The following is a 20,684-nucleotide window of genomic DNA, read 5'->3' as shown; positions in this document are numbered from 1 at the left end:
GCGGTTCGGATCAGTCGCCCTCGGCGGCCTCGTCCGCGGCCCACTGGCGTGCCCGCTCCTGGGCGATCTGCGGGGCCCGGGCGGCTTCCTCGCGGGAGGCGAAGGGACCGTCGCGGTCCGACCCGAGCGACTGCGCGCCCTCTTCGACCTCGCCCGTCTTGTGGTTGTACCACCATTCAGTCATGTCGCCAGCGTAGGCGCGGCACGGGTGCACAGCACCCCGGCTCTAGGCTGACGCTCATGCCTTTCGACGCCTCCGGCCACCTGATCCCCGGTCCCGTCGGCGCTGAGCGCCCCGTTCCGCGCCACATCCCCCGACCGGAATACGTCGGACGCCCCGGCCCGCGGCGCTCCGACCGTGGTGACGTCTACGACTTCGGCGAGGTCGCGCGCATCCGCGAGTCGAGCCGCATCGCCGCCCGGGCCGTCGAAGCGGTGGGCGCGGCGATCGCACCCGGTGTCACGACCGACGAGCTCGACCGGGTCGCTCACGAGTTCCTCGTCGACCACGACGCGTACCCGTCCACGCTCGGCTACCGGGGCTACCCGAAGTCGAGCTGCACGAGCGTCAACGAGGTGATCTGCCATGGCATCCCCGACGACACGGTGCTGCGGGACGGCGATCTCGTGAACATCGACATCACGGCCTACGTCGACGGCATGCACGGCGACCTCAATAAGACCTTCCTCGTCGGCGAGGCGGCGCCCGCGACCGTCGACCTCGTCGAGCGCACGCGCGAGGCGTTGAATCGCGGCATCAAGGCCGTCGCTCCGGGTCGGCAGATCAACGTCATCGGCCGGGCGATCCAAAGCTACGCCGCCCGCTTCGGCTACGGCGTCGTGCGCGACTACACCGGGCACGGCGTCGGGGCGACGTTCCACTCCGGCCTCGTGATCCCGCACTGGGACGACCCGAGCGCGACCACGGTCATGGAGCCCGGGATGGTGTTCACGATCGAGCCGATGCTCACGATCTCGGGCGAGGAGCGCTGGGACCTCTGGGCCGATGACTGGACGGTCGTCACCCGCGACCGCAGCCTGACCGCGCAGTTCGAGCACACGCTCGTCGTCACCGAGCGCGGCGCCGAGGTGCTGACGCTGCCCTGACCGCGGGCGCTCGGTCGCGCATCCCGCCGCCGTTAGGCTGGTCGGGTGAGTTCACGGGCGATCGGCATCGACATCGGCGGCACCGGGATCAAGGGAGCGCTGGTCGATCTCGACAGCGGCGAGCTGCTGAGCGATCGGCTCAAGAAGCCGACGCCCGAGGGCGGCGAGCCGGATGCGATCGTCGCGGTCGTCAAGGAACTCGTCGACGAGCTGGCGGGCGAGACCCTGAACGGCTCTGCCGTTCCCGTCGGCGTCTGCTTCCCGGCCGTCGTGATCGACGGCCACACGATGTCCGCCGCGAATGTGTCGAAGAAGTGGATCGGCCTCGCCGCCGAGGAGCTCTTCGAGAAGGCGCTCGGCCGCGACATCCACTTCGTCAACGACGCCGATGCGGCCGGCGTCGCCGAGCTGCGCTACGGCGCGGCGAAGGGCGAGCGCGGCGTCGTGCTGCTCACGACCCTCGGCACCGGCATCGGCACGGCGCTGATCAACGACGGGGTGCTCGTGCCGAACACGGAGCTCGGCCACCTCGAGATCGACGGGCACGACGCCGAATCCAAGGCCTCCTACGCCGCGAAGGAGCGGCACGAGTGGGACTGGGACAAGTGGGCGAAGAAGCTGCAGCGCTACTACGGCACGATCGAGGCGCTGTTCTCGCCCGCGCTGATCATCGTCGGCGGCGGCGTGTCGAAGCACCACGAGGAGTTCCTGCCGCTGTTGAAGCTGCGGGCGCGGATCGTGCCGGCGAAGCTGCGCAACAACGCCGGGATCCTCGGCGCGGCAGCGCTGACCTCGAAGGGACACGTAGCGCCGCACGGTGGAGGACCGCTGCACAGCACGACCGCGTCCTGAGCTGAGTGCTCGGTGTGCGAGTCATCGGCCGAGCTGAGGAACGGGCCGGCGATACGCCGGGTTCTGTACGGACGAGTCCGTGACGGCCATCTTTCTCGGGGATGCGTTGCCGCAGCCCTCCAGCGGTCTACCCGACACCTCGGCGAGCAGCTTCAATCGGTGTCTGTCTGACCTTGCTCCGGGCGAGGTTTACCCAGCGAGCCCGATCACTCGGGCCCCTGGTGGTCTCTTACACCACCGTTTCACCCTTACCCCGTCCGCTCCGCCCGAAGGCGGCGCGACCGTGGCGGTCTGCTCTCTGTTGCACTTTCTCGCGGGTCACCCCGGGTGGGTGTTACCCACCGCCCTGCTCTGTGGAGCCCGGACGTTCCTCGGCGCCCTCCGAGGAGGACGACGCGACCGTCTGCCGGCCCGTTCCCCGCGAGTCTACCGGCGGTCGGAGTGCTGGCCGATGCGCGTGGCCTCGCTGAAGTCGTGCGGCGCCGCGCCCGGGTCGAAGCGGCGGATGCCGTAGGCGAGCACGTCGTCGTCCTGCGGCAGCCCGTCGACGAAGTCGGCGAGCACGAGGCCCATCAGCGCCGAGTACTTGAAGCCCTCGCCGACGTCGCCGCAGCCGATGACGATGCCGTCGCCGACCGCATCCAGTACGAAGTCGCCGTCGGGGGTGTCGGTCCACGAGCAGACCTGGGCGTCGAGGGGATCGGGGACGAGCGCGCCGAAGTCGCGGGCGACTCTCGCTCGCAGCTGCTCGGTGCGATCGGGCGACGGCGTGCGGTCGTGATCGTCGTCGGAGTGCGCACGCAGCGGACCGTCGAGGCCGATCTTGTAGCCGATGCCGAGGCTGGGCATCGCGTAGATGCCGGGCTCGTCCTCACGCGGTCCGTCGAACAGCACCGGGAGCGCGTCGCCGTCGACGCCAGCTCGCGCCGCGAAGTGGACGACCTGCTCGAGGTGCGTGTGCAGCGGGGCGGGCAGGTCGAGCGACTCGAGCAGGCGCTTCGCCCCGGGGCCGGCCGCGATCACGACCGCGTCGGCGTCGTCGTGGGTGCCGTCGGCGAAGCGGATGCGCGGGCCGCTCGTCCGCCGCTCGACGCTCACGGCGTGACGGCCGGTGGAGAGCCGCCCGCCGGCCGCGCGGAACCGGGCCAGCTGGGTCTCGAGCACCCGGTCCGCGACGAGCGTGCCCGCGTCGGGCAGCAGGACGGCGTCGCGGCCGTCGCCACGCAGGCCGGGGAAGACCGCGGGAACCCGATCGGCCGGGATCAGCTCGTGGTCGAGCTGCTCCGCCTCCGCCGTGCGCACGAGCGCCGCCGCGGTCTCGGGATGCCGCCACAGCATCCCCTGCCGACGGAAGAGCGGAATCTCGGTGAAGCCCTGCAGCCGTTCGAGCGCGGCGAGCCCGCGACGGCCAAGCCGCACGCGTCGCGGATCGGGGTCGCCGATCCGCCAGATCCGGCTCGGCCCCGACGATGACGCGAGCGCGTTGCCGATCCCGTAGCAGTCGACGAGGTGGACCGTGTGACCGCGCGTCGCCAGTTCTGCCGCGGTGGGCAGCCCCCACGCTCCTCCGCCGATGACCACGACCTTCATGCCGCGCTCCTCACCCGCTCGCGAGATCCGTCGTCGCGTCGGCGGCGGTCAGAGACCGGATTCGTCGGTGCGCACCAGGATCGCCTGCGACTCCGGGCACAGCAGCACGTCGTCCGCCGCCGCCGCGCGCACGGCCGTGAGGTCGCTCGCGTTGAGCGCCACCCCCGCGGCGACCGAGACGCCGCGTTGCAGCAGCGAGGCGCCGATCCCGTAGCGGGCCCGCTGCTTCTCGTAGAGGGCGAGGAGGTCGGCCGGGATGCGCGGCAGAAGCCCGCCGCGGGCGGTCTCGGCCGCGATGCCGTCGCTGCGCAGCGACTCCTGCGCGCCAGCGAGACGGGCCTGCGCGTCGGCGGAGCGCTGCTCGAGGTCGGCGAGCCCGGCGCGGGTCTTCTCGACCTCGGCTGCGCGCTCCTCGATCGTCTCCATCACCGCGAGCTCGATGTCCTCGAGGTCGCTTTTGCGCTTCTGCAGCGCGGCGAGCTCCTGCTCGAGTCCCTGGATGTCCTTCACCGAAGTGCTGGCCTGCAGGCGGTCGCCGTCGCGGGCGATGCGCGCATCCACCACCGCGACGTCGGCCTCGGTGCGCTTCAGCTCGGTCTGCGCGTCTTCGAGAGCGCCGTTCTTCTGCGCGAGCTCCTGGCGCAGCACGTCCCGGCCCTCGGCGATCGCGCGCAGCTCCTCCTGCTCGGGCAGCTTGGCGAGCTGGACGCTGACGCGGTGGATTCGCGTGTCGAGCTCCTGCAGCTCGAGCAGGAGGGCCTGGTCGGCGGGTGCGGCCTTCATTCGATGTCTCTCGTCTCGTGGTGGCGGTTCGGGTGCGGCGCGATCGTGGGCGGGGCCGGGATCAGTCGACGCGGAAAGTCCAGGGGTCCGTGCTGAGCGCGCTCACGCTGACTTCGACGCCCGGCAGTTCACGTCGCAGCTCGGACGCAGCGGTGTCGAGCCAGATCGATTCCGCGGCCCAGTGCGCGATGTCGACGAGCGCCGGTCCGCCGGCGATGTCGGCGTTCTCGATGGCCTCGGAGGCGGGATGGTGGCGCAGGTCGCTCGTCAGGTACACGTCGGCGCTGAGCACGGCCGGGTGCGCGACCAAGGAGTCGCCGGCGCCGGCGCAGAGCGCGACGGTGCGGATCATCCGATCGGGGTCCCCCGCCACGCGGACGCCTCCGACGGTGCTCGGGATGGCGTCGCTGACGCGCCGCGCGAACCGCCGCAGCGACTCGGGCTCGTCGAGCGTTCCGATCCGTCCCAGACCGAAGCCCTCGAGCGCTCCCGGCACCAGGGGCGCCGATCCGCGCAGCCCGATCCGATCGGCCAGGACCGCCGAGGTGCCCGTCGGCACGACGTCGGCGTTCGTGTGGGCCGCGAGCAGAGCGCATCCGCCGCGCAGCAGCGTGCCGATCACGGCGCCCTTGTAACGGTCTTCAGCGACGCTCGTCACGCCCCGCAGCAGCAGCGGGTGGTGCACGAACAGCAGGTCGGCGCCGAGATCGACGGCTTCGCGCGCCGTGGCGACGGTCGCGTCGAGTGCGAGGTGGATGCGGGAGATCCGCGCGGAGGGCGCTCCCGCGAGCAGACCGGGGGCGTCCCACGACTCCGTGCCCGAGGCGGGCCAGAGCCGCTCGGCGACCGCGGTGACGTCGGCGAGGCTCGGCATCCGCCCAGTCTAGGAGTCGGACGGCGTCGCTTCGACGACCGCGCGTTCCTGTCGCCGCACCGCGCCCAGCCCGGATGCGAGGCCGGCGAGAAGGCCGCCGACCAGCGCGACGAGCACACCGGGCTGCGCCGCGACGCCCGCGTCCCCGAACGGGGCAAGCAGGCCGCCGACGACAGCGAGTCCCGGGAGCGCCGGATGCAGCAGCAGCCAGCCGAGCACGGTGAGACCCAGCAGCGTCACGAGCGGTGCGGGGCGCGCATCGGGATAGACCCCGCGACGACGAAGCAGAGACGGCGTGTGCAGGCGGCGGGTGCGCAGCAGGAGGTCGCCGCCGACGATCCCCGCCCACGCGGCCACGGGCACCGCGAGCAGCTGCGCCGCATCGTGCAGCAGGGCCGAGGCGTCGATACGGGCCGCGAGCAGCAGCACGGCGACGAGGGCGGCGATCAGCGCGGGCGGCACGGTCGCGAGCGGACGCGGCGCCCGCACCCCCGCCGCGGTGACGGCGAGACCGGCCGAGTAGATCGCGATGGCGGCTCCGGCGACACCGCTGACCGCGACGGCGGCGAGCAGCGGAGCGGCGGCGGCGCTGGGGAGCAGTTCCACCAGTGCCGTGATCGGCGCGGCGGCGAGACGGCGCGCCAGCTCGGGGTCGGAGGCGGCGAGCAGTGAACCCCAGCCCGTCAGCGCGAGAACAGGGAGCGCGGCGCCGAGAACCGCGGCGACACCGTGCGATGCCGCCGCTCCCCCGGTTCGCTGGTAGCGGGCGACATCGCCGATCGACTGGACCAGGGCGAGCCCGCCGACCGCGACGACGAGCCCCGCGCCGCCGACGACGAGCGACCATGAGCCATCGGGCAGCGACAGCGCCCTGGTCAGATCCACCCGGGTGACGGTCAGCGCGATCACGGCCGTCGCGCCGGCGACGCCCACGACAGTCGCGATCGCCTGCACGAGACCGAGCAGCCCGTAGCCGAGAGCGGCGATCAGGCCGGTGAGCAGGATGCCGACCACGAGTGCGACGACGCGCACGGATCCGGCGTCGCCCGACCCGGCCGCCGCGGCCACGCCGCCGACCGCATCCGCCGTCAGCCAGAGCAGCGCTCCGGCCCAGCCGATGCGCGTGACGGCCGCGAGCACGGCCGGCAGGGCGTTCCCGACGACGCCGAACACGGCGCGGGAGGTCACGAGAGCGCTCTGACCACTCCACCGTGCGGCGAGCACCGAGAGCGCGATCGGCAACGCGGAGAGCGCGGCGCCGATCACCACGGCGACGACCGCCTGTCGCAGGCTGGCGCCGGCGGCGATGAGACCGGCCCCCACGCCGAGCAGCAGCAGGGACGCCGTCGGGGCGAAGGCGAGCCAGAACAGGCGTGGTGCGCGACCGGCGCGCAGTTCGGCCGGCGTCGGCTCGACCGCTCCGAACTCGACACCGAGGATGCGCGGCAGACGCGGCGGGGCGGTCACGGCGGTCGTCGTTTCGGCCGCGGCCGCCGGGGCCCCGGACACGCTGTCGAGGTCCGGGTCGGGTCGGGTGCCGGGGTCATCGTCGGCACCGTCGAACGCGGTGTCGAGCCCGGCGTCCGAGGCCGCGCGCCGGAGCTCATCGGGGTTTGGCTCGGTCGGCCACGGCGGCGGTGCCACGCTGCCCGCCGGGACCGTGGATCCTGCAACGCGGTCGTCCGGATCGACCGACCCGTCGTCGTCATCCGAGTAGGCCGAGTCGCTCGTCGCGGCCGCGCTGAGCCGCGGATCGATCAGCGACGACACCGCGAGGTCGGGCGCGAGGGCCATCACCGATGCGGACACCGGCGCGGGTGGCCCGTCGTAGCTCTCGTCGAACGCGGCGACCATCCGGTCGAACGCCGTCGACGGCGCGGACGGCACCGACGGCACTTTCGACGTCGCACTCGCGGCGCCGACCTCCGCCGCGCGGTCTGCGCCGTCCGCGTGCGCGCTGCGCTCGGCGAGCCAGGCCTCTGGGGGCAGGGTGATCAGCCCCGAGGGCGGCCCGAGCGGCGCGGCGAAGGCGGAGAGGTCGACGGTGTCCTGCACCGGGATCGGACCGGGCGGTGCCGATTCCGGATCGGCGACCGACGCGTGCTCCGGAACCGCGGTGTGCGGCGCGCGCTCCGGAGCTGCGGAATCCGGCGAGACGGAGGACGCGAAGCCGGCCGCCCACGACGGCGGCTCGACGAGCGCGGGAGGCGAGAACGCCGGCGGCGGTGCGGCAGACCAGCTCTGATCAGGCTCCGCGGACGGAAGGTCAGCTGCGAGCGGCGGCGCTCCTTCTGAATCGAGAGGATCCGGGATCACGCCCGCAGACCGCGCGACCGCGTCGCGATCCGGGGAGGTCGCGGGGACGGGGGTCGCGGGACGGTCGATCTCCCCGTCCGCGTCGTGCGCATGATCGTCGGCGAGCCCCTCGGCTGCGACCCCGCCGGCGGCGCTCGACGGCGGTGCGGGCGCGGCCGCGGGAGGAACGGCGGCGGAGGGGTCGGGCGGCGCGAGCTCACGCAGTCGCGAAGCCAGGGTGGTCGCGAGGTCGTCGTCGCCGGCCGCGAAACCGCCGAGCAGACCGTCGCCGGCGACCGTGGAGGCTGGATCCGGGCCGACGACCGTGGCGGGCGCTGCGACGACATCCGCGGCCGCGTCGCGAGGTGCAGCGAGGGTCTGATCGGCGGACTCGCCGGGCACGGCACGCGACGGGTCGAGGAGCTCGGCGGGCGGCAGCGGCAGCTGCGCCGTCCACGTGAAGGCGGCCGCGGGCGCCGGAGCGACCGCCCAGGGTTCCGCGTCGGCGGTGTGCGCCGCCGGGATGACCGTCGGCCCTGCCGGTACGTCGTCGCGCGGGGACGGTTCGCGACGCGGTCCGCTCGCGCCGGACAGAGCGCTGTCCAGCGGCGGAGCCGAGGGGGCGAGTGGTCCGGCGAGCGGCGTGTCGACGGGGGCTGGCGTCACCGGGGTGTCGACCGGGTCGACGGCGCCCGGAGCGGCGGTTTCCGTGCCGACGCCGACGCCGGCGCCGTCGTCAGCGGGGACGATGACCGGGATCGCCGCGGTGAAGCTGGCGAGGATCGCGTCGGCGAGGGCGTCGTCGTCCGCACGAGCGGAGTCGGGTTCGCCGGTCATGCCCGGATTCTAGGGGTGATCCTCAGCTCTGCGGCACGCGACCAGGCGCGGGCGGGCTCGTCGCTGCGGTGCGCCGACGCGGTCCGAGCGATCACGCGAGTCGACGGTGGGCCCTGAGGGACTCGAACCCCCGACATCCTCGGTGTAAACGAGGCGCTCTACCAGCTGAGCTAAGAGCCCGGTCGCGCGCGGAGCATCCGCGCCGGCTCGATGCTATCGGCCCGAGCGCACCCGATCACCGACGGCCCGATCAGCCGACCGGCGCCGGGAGGATCTCGGCGAGGGCCTCGCGGTACTCGTCGATTGAGCGGGCCTCGCCCGGCGCGGTGATGAACGAGGCGCGGATGATGCCGCGGGTGTCGATCACGAAGGTCGCGCGGTTCGCGAAGCCCTTGTGCTCGAGGAACACGCCGTACTCCTTGGCGACGTCGCCGTGCGGCCAGAAGTCGGCGAGCAGCGTGAAGTCGTAGCCCTCCTGCTCGGCCCAGGCGCGCAGCGTCGCCTTCGAGTCGACCGAGACGCCGATGAGCTCGACGCCCTTCTCCTTGAACATCGCCAGGTTGTCGCGCAGCGCGCACAGCTCGCCGGTGCAGGTGCTCGAGAACGCGAGCGGGAAGAAGACGAGCGCGACCGGGCGGACGCCGCGGAAGTCGCTGAGGCGGATGTGCTCGCCGTACTGATTCGGCAGCTCGAAATCGGGTGCCTGGGTGTCGTTCTCCAGAGCCATGGACGTGCGTTCCTTTCCGGCCGGCCCCCGATGGGATCCGGCAGACACAGCGCGTGATACTACGCCTGTTCCGGCGGGATGACCGGATCCCGGCGGCCGCGTGCCGTCGCCCTCAGCGCATCCTCGGCTCGGGCACGCGCCCCCACGTGCGCCGTGCGCAATAGAGTGGTCGAGCACCACGCCCCCTCCCACGACCCCGGGACGATCGCGCGTGCGTGCCTGCAGCGTGGTCCACCGGCCACGCCGAGCGACACACAGGAAGAGGTCGAGGGTGACGGTCAACGATCAGGACCCCTACTCGTCGGAGCACATCGACAGCGATCCCGAAGAGACGTCGGAGTGGCAGGAGTCCCTCGACGCGCTCGTCGAGGCGCAGGGCCGCGGTCGCGGTCGCGACATCATGCTGAGCCTGCTCAAGCGCTCCAAGGAGCTGCAGCTGGGCGTGCCGATGGTGCCCACCACCGACTACATCAACACCATCGCGCCCGAGAACGAGCCCGCGTTCCCCGGCGACGAGGAGCTCGAGCGCCGCTACCGCCGCTGGATCCGCTGGAACGCGGCCATCACGGTGCACCGCGCACAGCGCCCCGGCATCGGCGTCGGCGGCCACATCTCGACCTATGCCTCCTCGGCGGCGCTGTACGAGACCGGGCACAACTGGTTCTTCCGCGGTCACGACGCCCCCGGCGGCGGCGACCAGGTGTTCTACCAGGGCCACGCCTCCCCCGGCATGTACGCCCGCGCCTACCTCGAGGGGCGCCTCAGCACCGACCAGCTCGACGGCTTCCGCCAGGAGCGCTCGCACGCGCCCAATGGCCTCTCGTCGTACCCGCACCCGCGGCTCATGCCCAACTTCTGGCAGTTTCCGACCGTGTCGATGGGCCTCGGCCCTATCAACGCGATCTACCAGGCCCAGTCGAACAAGTACCTGACCAACCGCGGCATCGCCGACCGGTCCGAGGGCCAGGTCTGGGCGTTCCTCGGCGACGGCGAGATGGACGAGGTCGAGAGCCGCGGCGCCCTGCAGTGGGCCGCCAACGAGGGCCTCGACAACCTCAACTTCGTGATCAACTGCAACCTGCAGCGCCTCGATGGGCCCGTGCGCGGCAACGGCAAGATCATCCAGGAGCTCGAGAGCTTCTTCCGCGGCGCCGGCTGGAACGTCATCAAGGTCGTCTGGGGCCGCGAGTGGGATGACCTGCTCGCTCGCGACACCGACGGCGCCCTGGTCAACCTCATGAACCAGACGCCGGATGGCGATTACCAGACCTACAAGGCCGAGAACGGCGCCTACGTTCGCGAGAACTTCTTCGGCCGCGACCCGCGCACGCTCGAGCTCGTGAAGGACTTCACCGACGAGCAGGTCTGGAACCTCAAGCGCGGCGGTCACGACTACCGCAAGGTCTACGCCGCGTTCAAGGCCGCGACCGAGCACAAGGGCCAGCCGACCGTCATCCTCGCGAAGACCGTCAAGGGCTACGGCCTGGGGCCGCACTTCGAGGGCCGCAACGCGACCCACCAGATGAAGAAGCTCACGCTCGACGACCTCAAGCAGTTCCGCGACGAGATGCGCATCCCGATCACCGACGCGCAGCTCGAGGAGAACCCCTACCTGCCGCCGTACTACCACCCCGGTCAGGACGACGAGGCGATCCAGTACCTGCAGGAGCGCCGCCGCGAGCTCGGCGGCTACCTGCCCGAGCGCCGGCACACGCACGTGCCGGTCACGCTCCCCGAGGAGTCGGCCTACTCGGTCGTCAAGAAGGGATCGGGCAAGCAGGAGGTCGCCACGACGATGGCCTTCGCCCGCCTGCTGAAGGACCTGCTGCGCGACAAGCAGTTCGGCAACCGCATCGTCCCGATCATCCCGGACGAGGCGCGCACCTTCGGCATGGACGCCTACTTCCCGACGGCGAAGATCTACAACCCCAAGGGTCAGCACTACACCTCCGTCGACCGCGAGCTGCTGCTGGCGTACAAGGAGAGCCCCCAGGGCCAGATCGTGCACGTCGGCATCAACGAGGCGGGCGCCTTCGCGGCGTTCACCGCGGCCGGCACGTCGTATGCGACGCACGGCGAGCCGCTCATCCCGGTCTACGTCTTCTACTCGATGTTCGGGTTCCAGCGCACCGGCGACGCCATGTGGGCCGCCGGAGATCAGATGGCGCGCGGCTTCATCATCGGCGCCACCGCCGGCCGCACCACCCTCACGGGTGAGGGCCTGCAGCACGCCGACGGCCACTCGCACCTGCTCTCGGCCACCAACCCGGCCGTGATCAGCTACGACCCGGCGTTCGGCTACGAGCTCGGCCACATCGTGCGCGCGGGTCTCGAGCGCATGTACGGCGGCACCCACGCGGATCCCGACGTCATGTACTACCTGACGGTCTACAACGAGCCGATGGTGCAGCCGGCCGAGCCGGAGGACGTGGATGTCGACGGCATCCTGCGCGGCATCCACCTCATCAGCAAGAACGAGCACCCGGGTGTCAAGGTGCAGCTGCTCGCCTCCGGCGTCGGCGTGCCGTGGGCGCTCGAGGCGCAGGAGCTGCTGCAGAAGGACTGGAACGTCTCGGCCGACGTCTGGAGCGTGACCTCGTGGACCGAGCTGCGCCGTGACGGCCTGGCCGCCGACGAGCACAACTTCCTGTTCCCTAACGAGACCCCCGTGGTCCCATACCTGACGCAGAAGCTCGCCGACGCCGAGGGCCCGAAGATCGCCGTGTCGGACTTCATGCACGCCGTGCAGGACCAGATCCGTCCCTTCGTGCCGGGCGACTACTACACGCTCGGCGCCGACGGCTTCGGCTTCAGCGACACGCGTGCCGCCGCCCGCCGCGACTTCAAGATCGACGGCCCCTCGATGGTCGTGCGCGCGCTGCAGGCGCTCGTGCGCCGCGGTCAGGGCGACCCGTCGATCGTGCAGCAGGCGATCGACCGCTACCGTCTGCACGACGTGTCGGCCGGCACCTCGGGTTCCGCCGGCGGCGAGAGCTAGGCCGGGCCACGGAGCGCACGAAGGCGCAGACGCTCACCCGTCTGCGCTCTCTCTCGGGAGAGCTCGCCACCAGCACGCTGAAGCGGCTGGATGACGAGCTCTCCTGGTACCGCGACATGCCGCCGGGCCGACGCAGCGCCGTCGGCCTGGTGGCGCAGGCGGGCATCACCTCGTTCATCTCCTGGTTCGAGGATCCGACGACCACCGCGTGGATCGCCGCCGACGTGTTCGGCGCGGCGCCGCGCGAACTGCTGCGCTCGGTGAGCCTGCAGCAGACGCTGCAGCTCATCCGCATCACGGTCGAGGTCGTCGAGCACCGCGTCGGCGACGACCCGATGCTGCGCGAGGCGATCCTGCTCTACTCGCGCGAGATCGCCTTCGCCTCGGCGGATGTCTACGCTCGCGCGGCCGAGGCCCGGGGGCTGTGGGATGCGCGCCTCGAGGCGCTCGTCGTCGACTCGATCCTCACGGGCGAGTACGACTCCGAGCTGCCGAGTCGCATCGCCGCGCTGGGCTGGAACGGCCACGGCGCCGTGAGCGTGCTGGTCGGCACCGCCCCGCGGATGCTCGACGTCGATCAGCTGCGCCGCACGGCGCGCCACCTGGATGCGGATGTGCTGATCGGCGTGCAGGGCAGCCGTCTCGTGCTCGTGATCGGCCGCACGGATCCCCCGGAGGAGAGCGAAGCGGACGCGCAGCGTTCGTTCCTCGAGATCGCGAAGGAGCTCGAGCCCGGGTTCGGCAGCGGGCACCTGGTGCTCGGCCACGAAGTGCCGACGCTGCTGGATGCGGCGAAGAGCGCCCGAGCGGCCCTGGCCGGATTCGCGGTCGCGCGGTCCTGGCGCAACGCTCCGCGTCCGACGCTCTCGGACGATCTGCTGCCCGAGCGCGCCTTCGCCGGCGACTCGCTGGCTCGGGGCACGCTCATCAACCGCATCTACAAGCCGCTGCAGGCGCACTCCAAGGAGCTGCTGACCACCCTGTGGTGCTACCTCGACAACGGCCGATCCCTGGAGGCCACGGCGCGGGAGCTCTTCGTGCACCCGAACACCGTGCGCTACCGCCTCAAGCGAATCAGCGAGGTCATCGGCTACGACGCGACGGGCGCACGTGAGGCGCTCGTGCTGCAGTCCGCGTTGATCGTCGGCTCGATCGCCGAGGCGCCGGAGCGGGGCCAGCGCGGCTGACCTCGCGGGCGGTTCGCCGCTCGTCCCGTTCCTGGGAACCACCGCAGAGCCCGCGGATGCGCTTCAGCGCGCCCTCTAGCCTGGCCAGACCCGAGTATGTAACCGAACCTTACAAAATCGGAAGGTCAGCAATGAAGCTCACTCGCCCTCGCGGCATCCTCTTCGCGGCGCTCACCGCAGCCGCCGCCCTCACCGTCGGAACCGCTGGCGCGCTCACCACGGCCGGCCCCGCCCACGCGGCCGACGTGCGCGCGCACACCCTCACCGGCTACTGGCAGAACTTCGACAACGGCGCCGACGTCATGCGGCTCGGCGACGTGCCGGATGCCTACGGCATCGTCGCGGTCGCCTTCGCCGACGCCGTGCCGGCGACGCCCGGCGCGATCTCGTTCACTCTCGATTCCGGCGTGGCCGGCAAGCTCGGCTACGACACCGCCGCGTTCAAGTCCGACATCGCCCAGCTGCACTCCGAGGGCCGCAAGGTCGTGCTCTCGGTCGGCGGCCAGAACGGCGCGATCTCGCTTCCGGATGCGGCCGCGGCCGACGCCTTCGCCTCCAGCTCGCTCGCCCTCATGGACGAGTACGGCTTCGACGGGGTCGACATCGACCTCGAGAACGCGCCCGATCTCGAGAACATGACGAGCGCGCTGCGGCAGATCGCCGCCGTCAAGGGCAGCGACTTCGTGCTGACGATGGCGCCCGAGACGATCTACGTGCAGCCCGGCGGCAGCTATCTCGCGCTCATCGACCAGGTCAAGGATCTGATCACGGTCGTGAACACGCAGTACTACAACTCGGGCAGCATGCTCGGCCGCGACGGCAAGGCCTACAGCGCCGGAACCGTCGACTTCCAGACCGCGCTGGCCGACATCCTGCTCGACGGCCACCTGCGGGCCGACCAGGTCGGACTCGGACTCCCCGCGACCGCGCAGGCCGCCGGCAGCGGCTACGTCGACCCCTCGGTGGTCAACAACGCCATCGACTGCCTTCGCACGGGTCAGAACTGCGGCAGCTACGTCCCGGCCGCGACCTACCCGGAGCTGCGGGGTGCGATGACCTGGTCGATCAACTGGGACTCGACCTCGGGCTACTCCTTCGCGAACACCGTCGGCGGGCACCTCGCCTCGCTCTGATCCGCGAGAACTCGCAACTGAGATGACACCGACGCGCCGACTCCGGTCGGCGAGGACTCGCCCCTAGAGCAGGAGGCGTCGGATGGCCGCGATCACGGCCTCCGGCGCCTCCTGCGGCACGTTATGACCGATGTCCGGCAGTTCGACCACGTCGACGAGGTCGGTGAAGTGCTCGGGATCGGCGTCGGGCTCGCCGGGGATCCCGGCATCCAGTCCGTCGGCCAGCGGGGTGAGCACGATCGTCGGCACGGCGATCGGCGGTTGCGCTGCGATCGCGCGGGTCAGCTCGGCGTAGCGGGAGTCCCCGGGAACAAGTGCGTGCCGCACGCGATAGGAGTGCGCGACGACGTCGACGAAGTCGGGATTGTGCAGACTCGGCGCAGATGCCGCGAAGGCACGGTCGGCATCCGCCCACTGCGGGGACCAGTCCCGCCAGAGCAGTCGGCAGAAGCCCTCGCGGTCGCGATCGAGCGCCCGCCGCCCGCGCTCGGTCTGCAGGAAGTACTGGTACCAGAACGGCTTCTCGGCGGCGGCTGGCGCCGGTTCCCCGGCAACCGCCAGGTCGTGCACGTTGTAGCCGTCGACGGTCACGAGCGCCGTGACGCGATCCGGGCGGAGCGCGGCGACCACGCACGCCGCCCGACCGCCCCAGTCGTAGCCCACCAGCGCCGCGCGCGGGATCTCGAGCGCATCCAGCAGGTCGAGCAGATCCTGCGCCAGCGCCGACTGCTCACCCGATCGCAGTGTCTTCGCCGATCGGAAGCGCGTCGGGCCGTATCCGCGCAGCCACGGCACGATAACCCGCAGGCCCGACGCGGCGAGGGTCGGCGCGACCTCGTCGTAGGCGCGCACGTCGTAGGGGAAGCCGTGCAGCAGCACGACGGCCGGTCCGTCAGCCGGGCCGTGCTCGAGGTAGGCGATGTCGAGCACAGGGGTGGATGTGATGCGGTGCTCCATCGCCCCATCCTCGCGCGCATCTGTAGAGATCCCACAGGGTCTCGCCGGATTCTTCGTGGCGCAGAGTGCGCCGAACGCCGCCGGGCCTGGCAAGGTAGACCCGTGAGTGTCGTCATCGTCGCGCCCGGTCAGGGCTCGCAGACCCCCGGATTCCTTGAACCGTGGCTCGCCGAACCCCGGTTCGCCGAGCATCTCGCCGCCCTCTCCGAGGCGGCCGGAGTCGATCTGGCGGCGCACGGCACCACCTCCGACGCCGACACCATCCGCGACACCGCGGTCGCCCAGCCGCTCATCGTCGGCGCGAGCCTGCTCTCGCTGGCCGCTCTGCTCGAGCGTGTCGACCGCACCCGCCTCGCCGGCATCGCCGGCCACTCGGTCGGAGAACTCGCCGCCGCTGCCGGCGCCGGCATCATCTCCGAAGCGGATGCGCTGCGTCTCGTCGCCGTCCGCGGTCGCGCCATGGCCTCCGCGGCCGCCGAAGCCGAGACCGGCATGAGCGCCGTGATCGGCGCCGACGCGGATGAGCTCGCCAGGAAGCTCGACGAGCTGGGCCTCAGCCCCGCCAACTTCAACGGCGGCGGCCAGATCGTCGTCGCCGGCGCGCTTCCCGCCCTCGCCGCGCTCAAGGACGCTCCCCCGGCCGGCGCCCGCGTCATCCCGCTGCAGGTCGCCGGAGCCTTCCACACGGCGTACATGGCGAGCGCCGTGGATGTGCTGCGCGAGGCCGTGCAGGGAGTCGAGATCTCCGATCCCACCCTGCCGATCTGGACCAACCGCGACGGCGCGCCGATCACCAGCGGCCCCGTGTTCATCGACCTGCTCGTCGGTCAGGTCGCCTCTCCCGTGCGCTGGGATCTCACGATGGAGGCCTTCGCGGCCGCCGGCGTGACCGGCCTCGTCGAACTGGCCCCGGCGGGTGCGCTCGTCGGACTCGCCAAGCGCGGGCTCAAGGGCCTGCCGACGGTCGCGGTGAAGACGCCCGCCGACCTCGATGCCGCCGCCGACCTGATCGCGAGTGCCGAATGACCACGCTGAAGCAGGGCGTCGGCCCGCAGTTCACCCGCATCCTCTCCCTGGGCGCCGCCCGCGGCGACCTGGTCGTCCCCAACGACGACCTGATCGGGCCGATCGACTCGAGCGACGAGTGGATCCGTCAGCGCACCGGCATCATCGAGCGCCGTCGCGCGAGCAAGGGCGTCGACGCCGTCGACCTCGCCGAGACCGCCGCCCGCGAGGCCATCGAGAAGGCCGGGATCACCCCCGACCGCATCGGCGCCGTGCTCGTCTCCACGATCAGCAACGTCGCCGTCACGCCGTCGATGTCGGCGCTGCTGGCTGATCGGATCGGCGTCACGCCGGCTCCCGCCTACGACATCAGCGCGGCCTGCGCCGGGTACACCTACGGGATCGCCCAGGCGGATGCGCTCATCCGCGCCGGCGCCGCCGAGTACGTGCTCGTGGTGGGCGCCGAGAAGCTCTCGCAATACGTCATCCCGACCGACCGCTCGATCTCGTTCCTGCTCGGCGACGGCGCCGGTGCGGCCGTGGTCGGCCCCGCGGACGAGCCGGGCATCTCGGCCTCCGTCTGGGGCTCCGACGGCTCCAAGTGGGGCGCGGTCGGCATGAGCGCGACCTTCGAGCAGTTCCTCGACGGCGACTCGGAGTGGCCCTACATGCGCCAGGACGGCCAGACCGTCTTCCGCTGGGCCGTCTGGGAGATGGCCAAGGTCGCGCAGCAGGCGCTCGAGGCCGCCGGCGTCACCGCCGACGAGCTCGTGGCCTTCGTGCCGCACCAGGCCAACATGCGCATCATCGACGAGCTCGCCAAGCAGCTGAAGCTGCCCGAGCACGTCGCCATCGGCCGCGACATCGCGACGACCGGCAACACGTCGGCCGCCTCGATCCCCCTCGCGACCCACCGTCTGCTCGAGGAGCAGCCCGAGCTCAGCGGCGGTCTGTCGCTGCAGATCGGATTCGGCGCCGGCCTGGTCTTCGGGGCCCAGGTCGTGCGGCTCCCCTAAGCTTTATCCCGGTCAATCGACACCCCCTAGGAGATACGCAATGGCACTGTCCAACGACGAGGTCCTCGCCGGCCTGGCCGAGCTCATCAACGACGAGACCGGCATCGCGACCGACACGGTCGAGCTGGACAAGTCGTTCACCGACGACCTGGACATCGACTCGATCTCGATGATGACCATCGTGGTCAACGCCGAGGAGAAGTTCGACGTGAAGATCCCCGACGAAGAGGTCAAGAACCTCAAGACCGTCGGCGACGCCGTCACCTACATCGTCAACGCGCAGGCCTGACCGGCGCGACGACACCACGGAGGCGGGGGCGCCGCTCAGGGCCCCCGCCTTTTCCGACCGCGGCCAGAAGCCATCCGGTCGGCTGCCTAGGAGAGTGAGAATGACCAAGAAGATCGTCATCACCGGCATCGGGGCGTCCTCGCCCCTCGGCGGCAACGTCGCCGACACCTGGAAGGCCCTCAACGCCGGGGAATCGGGCGCGCGCACGCTGCCGCACGAGTGGGTCGAGAAGTACGAGCTGCCGGTGAAGTTCGCCGCCGAGGCCAAGGTGCGCCCCACCGAGGTCATGGAGCGCGTGGAGACCAAGCGTCTCGACCCGGTCGCCCAGTTCGCCGTGATCGCCTCGCGCGAGGCCTGGGAGGACGCGGGTTCGCCCGAGGTCGAGCCCGAGCGCCTCGGCGTCGACTACGCGACCGGCATCGGCGGGCTCTGGTCGCTGCTCGACGCCTGGGATGTGCTGCGCGAGAAGGGTCCGCGCCGCGTCCTCCCGATGACGGTCCCCATGCTCATGCCGAACGCCGCCGCGGCCGCCGTCTCGATGCGCTTCGAGGCGCGCGCCTTCGCCCGCACCGTGGCCTCCGCCTGCGCCTCCAGCACCGAGTCGCTCGTCAACGCCTACGAGCACCTGCAGGCCGGGCTCGCCGACGTGATCATCGCGGGAGGCTCGGAGTCGGCCGTCCACCCGATCACCATGGCCTCCTTCGCGTCGATGCAGGCGCTCTCGAAGCGCAATGACTCGCCCGAGACGGCCTCCCGTCCGTACAGCGTCGACCGCGACGGCTTCGTCATGGGCGAGGGCGCGGCGAGCCTCGTGCTCGAGACCGAGGAGCACGCCAAGGCCCGCGGTGCCAAGATCTACGCCGAGCTCGCCGGCGGCGGCGTGACCGCCGATTCGTACCACATCACGGCCAACGACCCGGAGGGTCGGGGCGCCTCGCGCGCCGTCGCCCTGGCGCTGGCCGCCGCGGGCGCCTCGCCCGACGACGTGACGCACATCAACGCCCACGCCACGAGCACCCCGGTCGGCGACATCGCCGAGTACGCGGCGCTCAAGGTCGCGTTCGGTGATCGCGTCGACGGCATCCCCGTCTCGGCCACCAAGGGCGCGACCGGCCACCTGCTCGGCGGCACCGGCGCGCTCGAGGCGATCTTCACGGTCCTCGCGATCCAGAGCCGTCAGGCCCCGCCGACGATCAACCTGTCGGAGCAGGACCCCGAGATCCCGCTGACCATCAGCGGCAGGCCGATCGATCTCGGATCGGGCGAGCAGCTCGCGATCTCCAACTCCTTCGGCTTCGGCGGACACAACGCGGTGGCGGCCTTCCGCAGCGTCTGAGTCCCCCGAGAGAGGCGTCCGGGTCACGAGCCCGGACAGACGACGAGCCCCCGCCTACCGGCAGGGGCTCGTCTCGTCTCGGCGTCAGAACGCCGAGGAACCTGAGGATGCGGGATCAGACGCCCACGCGAGACCGTCCGAACTCGGCGCGGTGCTGCTCGCGCCGCGCCAGCCACGCGCGCCCGACGCGGCTGCGACGGCGCCGGAGGCGCGAGAGGATGCGGGCCACGACTCAGCCCACCTTGTGCAGCCAGACGACCGACGAGTCGTCGGAGGCGGTGCGGAAGGGCTCGAGCTCGTCGTCCCACGCCTGCCCGAGTGCGAGGCGAAGCTCGCGGTGCAGCTCGAGGGCGTTGGATCCGGCGGTCTCCATCGCCGAGCGGACCCGGTCTTCGGGGATCACCATGTTGCCCGCGGTGTCGGTCTGCGCATAGAACACGCCGAGGTCGGGCGTGTGCATCCACCGACCGCCGTCGCCGCCCAGGCCGGCGTCTTCGGTCACCTCGTAGCGCAGGTGCTCCCAGCCGCGCAGCGCGGAGGCGATGACGGCACCGGTTCCGCGCGGGCCCTGCCACGAGAACTCGGCGCGCTGGGCACCCCGAAGAACGGGCTGCTCACGCCACTCGACGGTGACGGCATGCCCGAGAGCGCGACCGGCCGCCCATTCGACATGGGGGCAGAGCGCGCGAGGAGCGGAGTGGACGAAGACCACTCCGCGCGACGGTGTTGCGACCACTTTCTTCTCCGATCGTCAGGTGCGACTTCCCCATCGACCTGTGAGCAGAGAACAGCGTGCCCGCTATCGCGATTATGCCTGACCAGCGCGGGAGATGACAAGCGTGTGATTCGGCGATTCGAGACCGGCCGTCAGCGAGCTCGCCAGGCGCGACGACCCTCATCCCGCCCCGCCCGACACGGTGCGAACCGATCCGCGTGGCTCTAGCGCCGCCGCGGCGGATCGCTCTACTATGAGCTGTCCCCCAAACGGCCGACATGTCCCCGCATCGACGCCACCCCTCGCAGTCCCCCTGCTGCGCCTACCCGAATGGTCTCCCCCGATGACCGCTGTTCTCCGTCCCCGCCTGCGCGCCCTCCCGGGCGCCCTCCTTCTCGGCGCCGCGCTCGCGGTCGCCGGCCCCGCGCTCGCCTCGACCGCGGACACCGCCACTCCCGTCGCCCTGCCGAGCTCGGCCTCGACGGCCGCCGGCACGACGGTCTCGATCCCGCTGCGCGGCACCAGCCCGAGCGGCGCCGCCCTGCAGTACCGCCTCGCGCTCTTCGCCAGCTACGGCGACGTGAGCATCTCCGGCAGCACCGCGACCTACACTCCGCGGGCCGGCTTCTCGGGCAGCGACCACTTCGCCTTTCTGGTGAGCGACGGCGCGTCGGCCTCAGACCCGGTGGATGTCACCGTCACGGTGGCGGCGCCGGTCGTCGTCGCGCCGCCCGCTCCCCCGGCGCCGGCCGCTCCGGTGACCGCCGCACCCGTCGCCCGCTCTGCCGCTCCGGCGCCGAGCGCGTCGACGCCCGCGTCCGCCGCGCCCGCGCCCGTGGCGTCGGTCGCGTCTCCGAGCGAGACGGCCGGCACCTCAGCCGGTGCGGACGAGTCCAGCGCTCGATCCGACATCGCGGCCGCGCTGCGCGCGCTCAGCAAGGGACTCTCGGCGGCCGCCGAGTCGATCGGCTGAGCAGCCTCCG

Annotated in this window: 18 protein-coding genes, 1 tRNA gene and 1 other RNA gene; 10 read left to right on the top strand and 10 right to left on the bottom strand. The window is 71.8% G+C overall.

Annotated features, from left to right (window positions below; genetic code table 11):
* Positions 1 to 10: 10 nt before the first annotated feature.
* On the bottom strand, positions 11 to 184 hold the full coding sequence (locus FJ657_RS10050) for a methionine aminopeptidase (RefSeq protein WP_141163501.1): 174 nt from the start codon (positions 182 to 184) through the stop codon (positions 11 to 13).
* 56 nt (positions 185 to 240) lie between these two features.
* Between FJ657_RS10050 and map the strand changes: the two genes are divergently transcribed.
* Both map and ppgK read left to right on the top strand, forming a co-directional pair.
* Positions 241 to 1,107: a type I methionyl aminopeptidase gene (map, locus tag FJ657_RS10045; RefSeq protein WP_141163500.1), complete on the top strand. Its 867-nt coding sequence runs from the start codon at positions 241 to 243 to the stop codon at positions 1,105 to 1,107.
* Between the two features lie 45 nt (positions 1,108 to 1,152).
* A complete protein-coding gene (ppgK, locus tag FJ657_RS10040; RefSeq protein ID WP_141163499.1) occupies positions 1,153 to 1,959 on the top strand; it encodes a polyphosphate--glucose phosphotransferase in 807 nt (268 codons plus the stop codon).
* Positions 1,960 to 1,995: 36 nt separating this feature from the next.
* On the opposite strand, the gene rnpB is transcribed toward ppgK, so the two are convergent.
* From rnpB to FJ657_RS10005, 7 genes are all read right to left on the bottom strand, one after another.
* Positions 1,996 to 2,374: RNase P RNA component class A (gene rnpB / locus FJ657_RS10035), an RNA gene on the bottom strand.
* An 11-nt stretch (positions 2,375 to 2,385) separates the two neighbouring features.
* A complete protein-coding gene (locus FJ657_RS10030; protein ID WP_141163498.1) occupies positions 2,386 to 3,549 on the bottom strand; it encodes an NAD(P)/FAD-dependent oxidoreductase in 1,164 nt (387 codons plus the stop codon).
* A 48-nt stretch (positions 3,550 to 3,597) separates the two neighbouring features.
* Complete coding sequence (locus FJ657_RS10025) at positions 3,598 to 4,332, bottom strand: zinc ribbon domain-containing protein (protein ID WP_141163497.1); 735 nt, start codon at positions 4,330 to 4,332, stop codon at positions 3,598 to 3,600.
* 61 nt (positions 4,333 to 4,393) lie between these two features.
* Complete coding sequence (locus tag FJ657_RS10020; RefSeq protein WP_141163496.1) at positions 4,394 to 5,206, bottom strand: Nif3-like dinuclear metal center hexameric protein; 813 nt, start codon at positions 5,204 to 5,206, stop codon at positions 4,394 to 4,396.
* 9 nt (positions 5,207 to 5,215) lie between these two features.
* Positions 5,216 to 8,338: a cytosine permease gene (locus FJ657_RS10015; RefSeq protein WP_141163495.1), complete on the bottom strand. Its 3,123-nt coding sequence runs from the start codon at positions 8,336 to 8,338 to the stop codon at positions 5,216 to 5,218.
* A 107-nt stretch (positions 8,339 to 8,445) separates the two neighbouring features.
* A tRNA-Val gene (locus FJ657_RS10010) sits at positions 8,446 to 8,518 on the bottom strand.
* Between the two features lie 70 nt (positions 8,519 to 8,588).
* Positions 8,589 to 9,065, bottom strand: coding sequence for a peroxiredoxin (locus FJ657_RS10005; RefSeq protein WP_141163494.1), 477 nt, complete (start codon positions 9,063 to 9,065; stop codon positions 8,589 to 8,591).
* A 271-nt stretch (positions 9,066 to 9,336) separates the two neighbouring features.
* On the opposite strand from FJ657_RS10005, the gene aceE reads away from it, so the two are divergent.
* The 3 genes from aceE (at position 9,337) to FJ657_RS09990 (ending at position 14,383) form a co-directional block, all read left to right on the top strand.
* Entirely contained in the window at positions 9,337 to 12,063 is a 2,727-nt protein-coding gene (gene aceE, locus FJ657_RS10000; protein WP_141163493.1) for a pyruvate dehydrogenase (acetyl-transferring), homodimeric type, read from the top strand.
* Positions 12,064 to 12,104: 41 nt separating this feature from the next.
* The gene (locus FJ657_RS09995; RefSeq protein WP_141163492.1) at positions 12,105 to 13,250 is read left to right on the top strand and encodes a PucR family transcriptional regulator; all 1,146 of its coding nucleotides are present in this window, start codon (positions 12,105 to 12,107) and stop codon (positions 13,248 to 13,250) included.
* 131 nt (positions 13,251 to 13,381) lie between these two features.
* Positions 13,382 to 14,383, top strand: coding sequence for a chitinase (locus FJ657_RS09990; RefSeq protein WP_141163491.1), 1,002 nt, complete (start codon positions 13,382 to 13,384; stop codon positions 14,381 to 14,383).
* 63 nt (positions 14,384 to 14,446) lie between these two features.
* Here FJ657_RS09990 and FJ657_RS09985 read toward each other — a convergent pair whose 3' ends face one another.
* A complete protein-coding gene (locus FJ657_RS09985) occupies positions 14,447 to 15,340 on the bottom strand; it encodes an alpha/beta fold hydrolase (RefSeq protein WP_141163490.1) in 894 nt (297 codons plus the stop codon).
* Positions 15,341 to 15,442: 102 nt separating this feature from the next.
* Here FJ657_RS09985 and FJ657_RS09980 point away from each other — a divergent pair, with 102 nt between their 5' ends.
* The 4 genes from FJ657_RS09980 (at position 15,443) to FJ657_RS09965 (ending at position 18,986) form a co-directional block, all read left to right on the top strand.
* Positions 15,443 to 16,366 (top strand): ACP S-malonyltransferase, encoded by a 924-nt coding sequence (locus FJ657_RS09980; RefSeq protein ID WP_141163489.1) that lies wholly within the window; start codon positions 15,443 to 15,445, stop codon positions 16,364 to 16,366.
* On the top strand, positions 16,363 to 17,361 hold the full coding sequence (locus FJ657_RS09975) for a beta-ketoacyl-ACP synthase III (RefSeq protein ID WP_141163488.1): 999 nt from the start codon (positions 16,363 to 16,365) through the stop codon (positions 17,359 to 17,361). The genes FJ657_RS09980 and FJ657_RS09975 overlap by 4 nt, the downstream gene beginning before the upstream one ends.
* Before the next feature lie 40 nt (positions 17,362 to 17,401).
* Positions 17,402 to 17,650: an acyl carrier protein gene (locus FJ657_RS09970; protein ID WP_141145614.1), complete on the top strand. Its 249-nt coding sequence runs from the start codon at positions 17,402 to 17,404 to the stop codon at positions 17,648 to 17,650.
* Between the two features lie 100 nt (positions 17,651 to 17,750).
* A complete protein-coding gene (locus tag FJ657_RS09965; RefSeq protein WP_141163487.1) occupies positions 17,751 to 18,986 on the top strand; it encodes a beta-ketoacyl-[acyl-carrier-protein] synthase family protein in 1,236 nt (411 codons plus the stop codon).
* Positions 18,987 to 19,218: 232 nt separating this feature from the next.
* Here FJ657_RS09965 and FJ657_RS09960 read toward each other — a convergent pair whose 3' ends face one another.
* Positions 19,219 to 19,722, bottom strand: coding sequence for a DUF3145 domain-containing protein (locus FJ657_RS09960; protein WP_181408934.1), 504 nt, complete (start codon positions 19,720 to 19,722; stop codon positions 19,219 to 19,221).
* Positions 19,723 to 20,044: 322 nt separating this feature from the next.
* On the opposite strand from FJ657_RS09960, the gene FJ657_RS09955 reads away from it, so the two are divergent.
* Positions 20,045 to 20,674: an Ig-like domain-containing protein gene (locus FJ657_RS09955; protein ID WP_141163486.1), complete on the top strand. Its 630-nt coding sequence runs from the start codon at positions 20,045 to 20,047 to the stop codon at positions 20,672 to 20,674.
* Positions 20,675 to 20,684: the final 10 nt, after the last annotated feature.

The sequence above is a fragment of the Schumannella soli genome, from assembly GCF_006517435.1.
GTDB classification, from domain to species: Bacteria; Actinomycetota; Actinomycetes; order Actinomycetales; family Microbacteriaceae; genus Schumannella; species Schumannella soli.
This window is presented reverse-complemented; position numbering and strand designations above follow the sequence as displayed.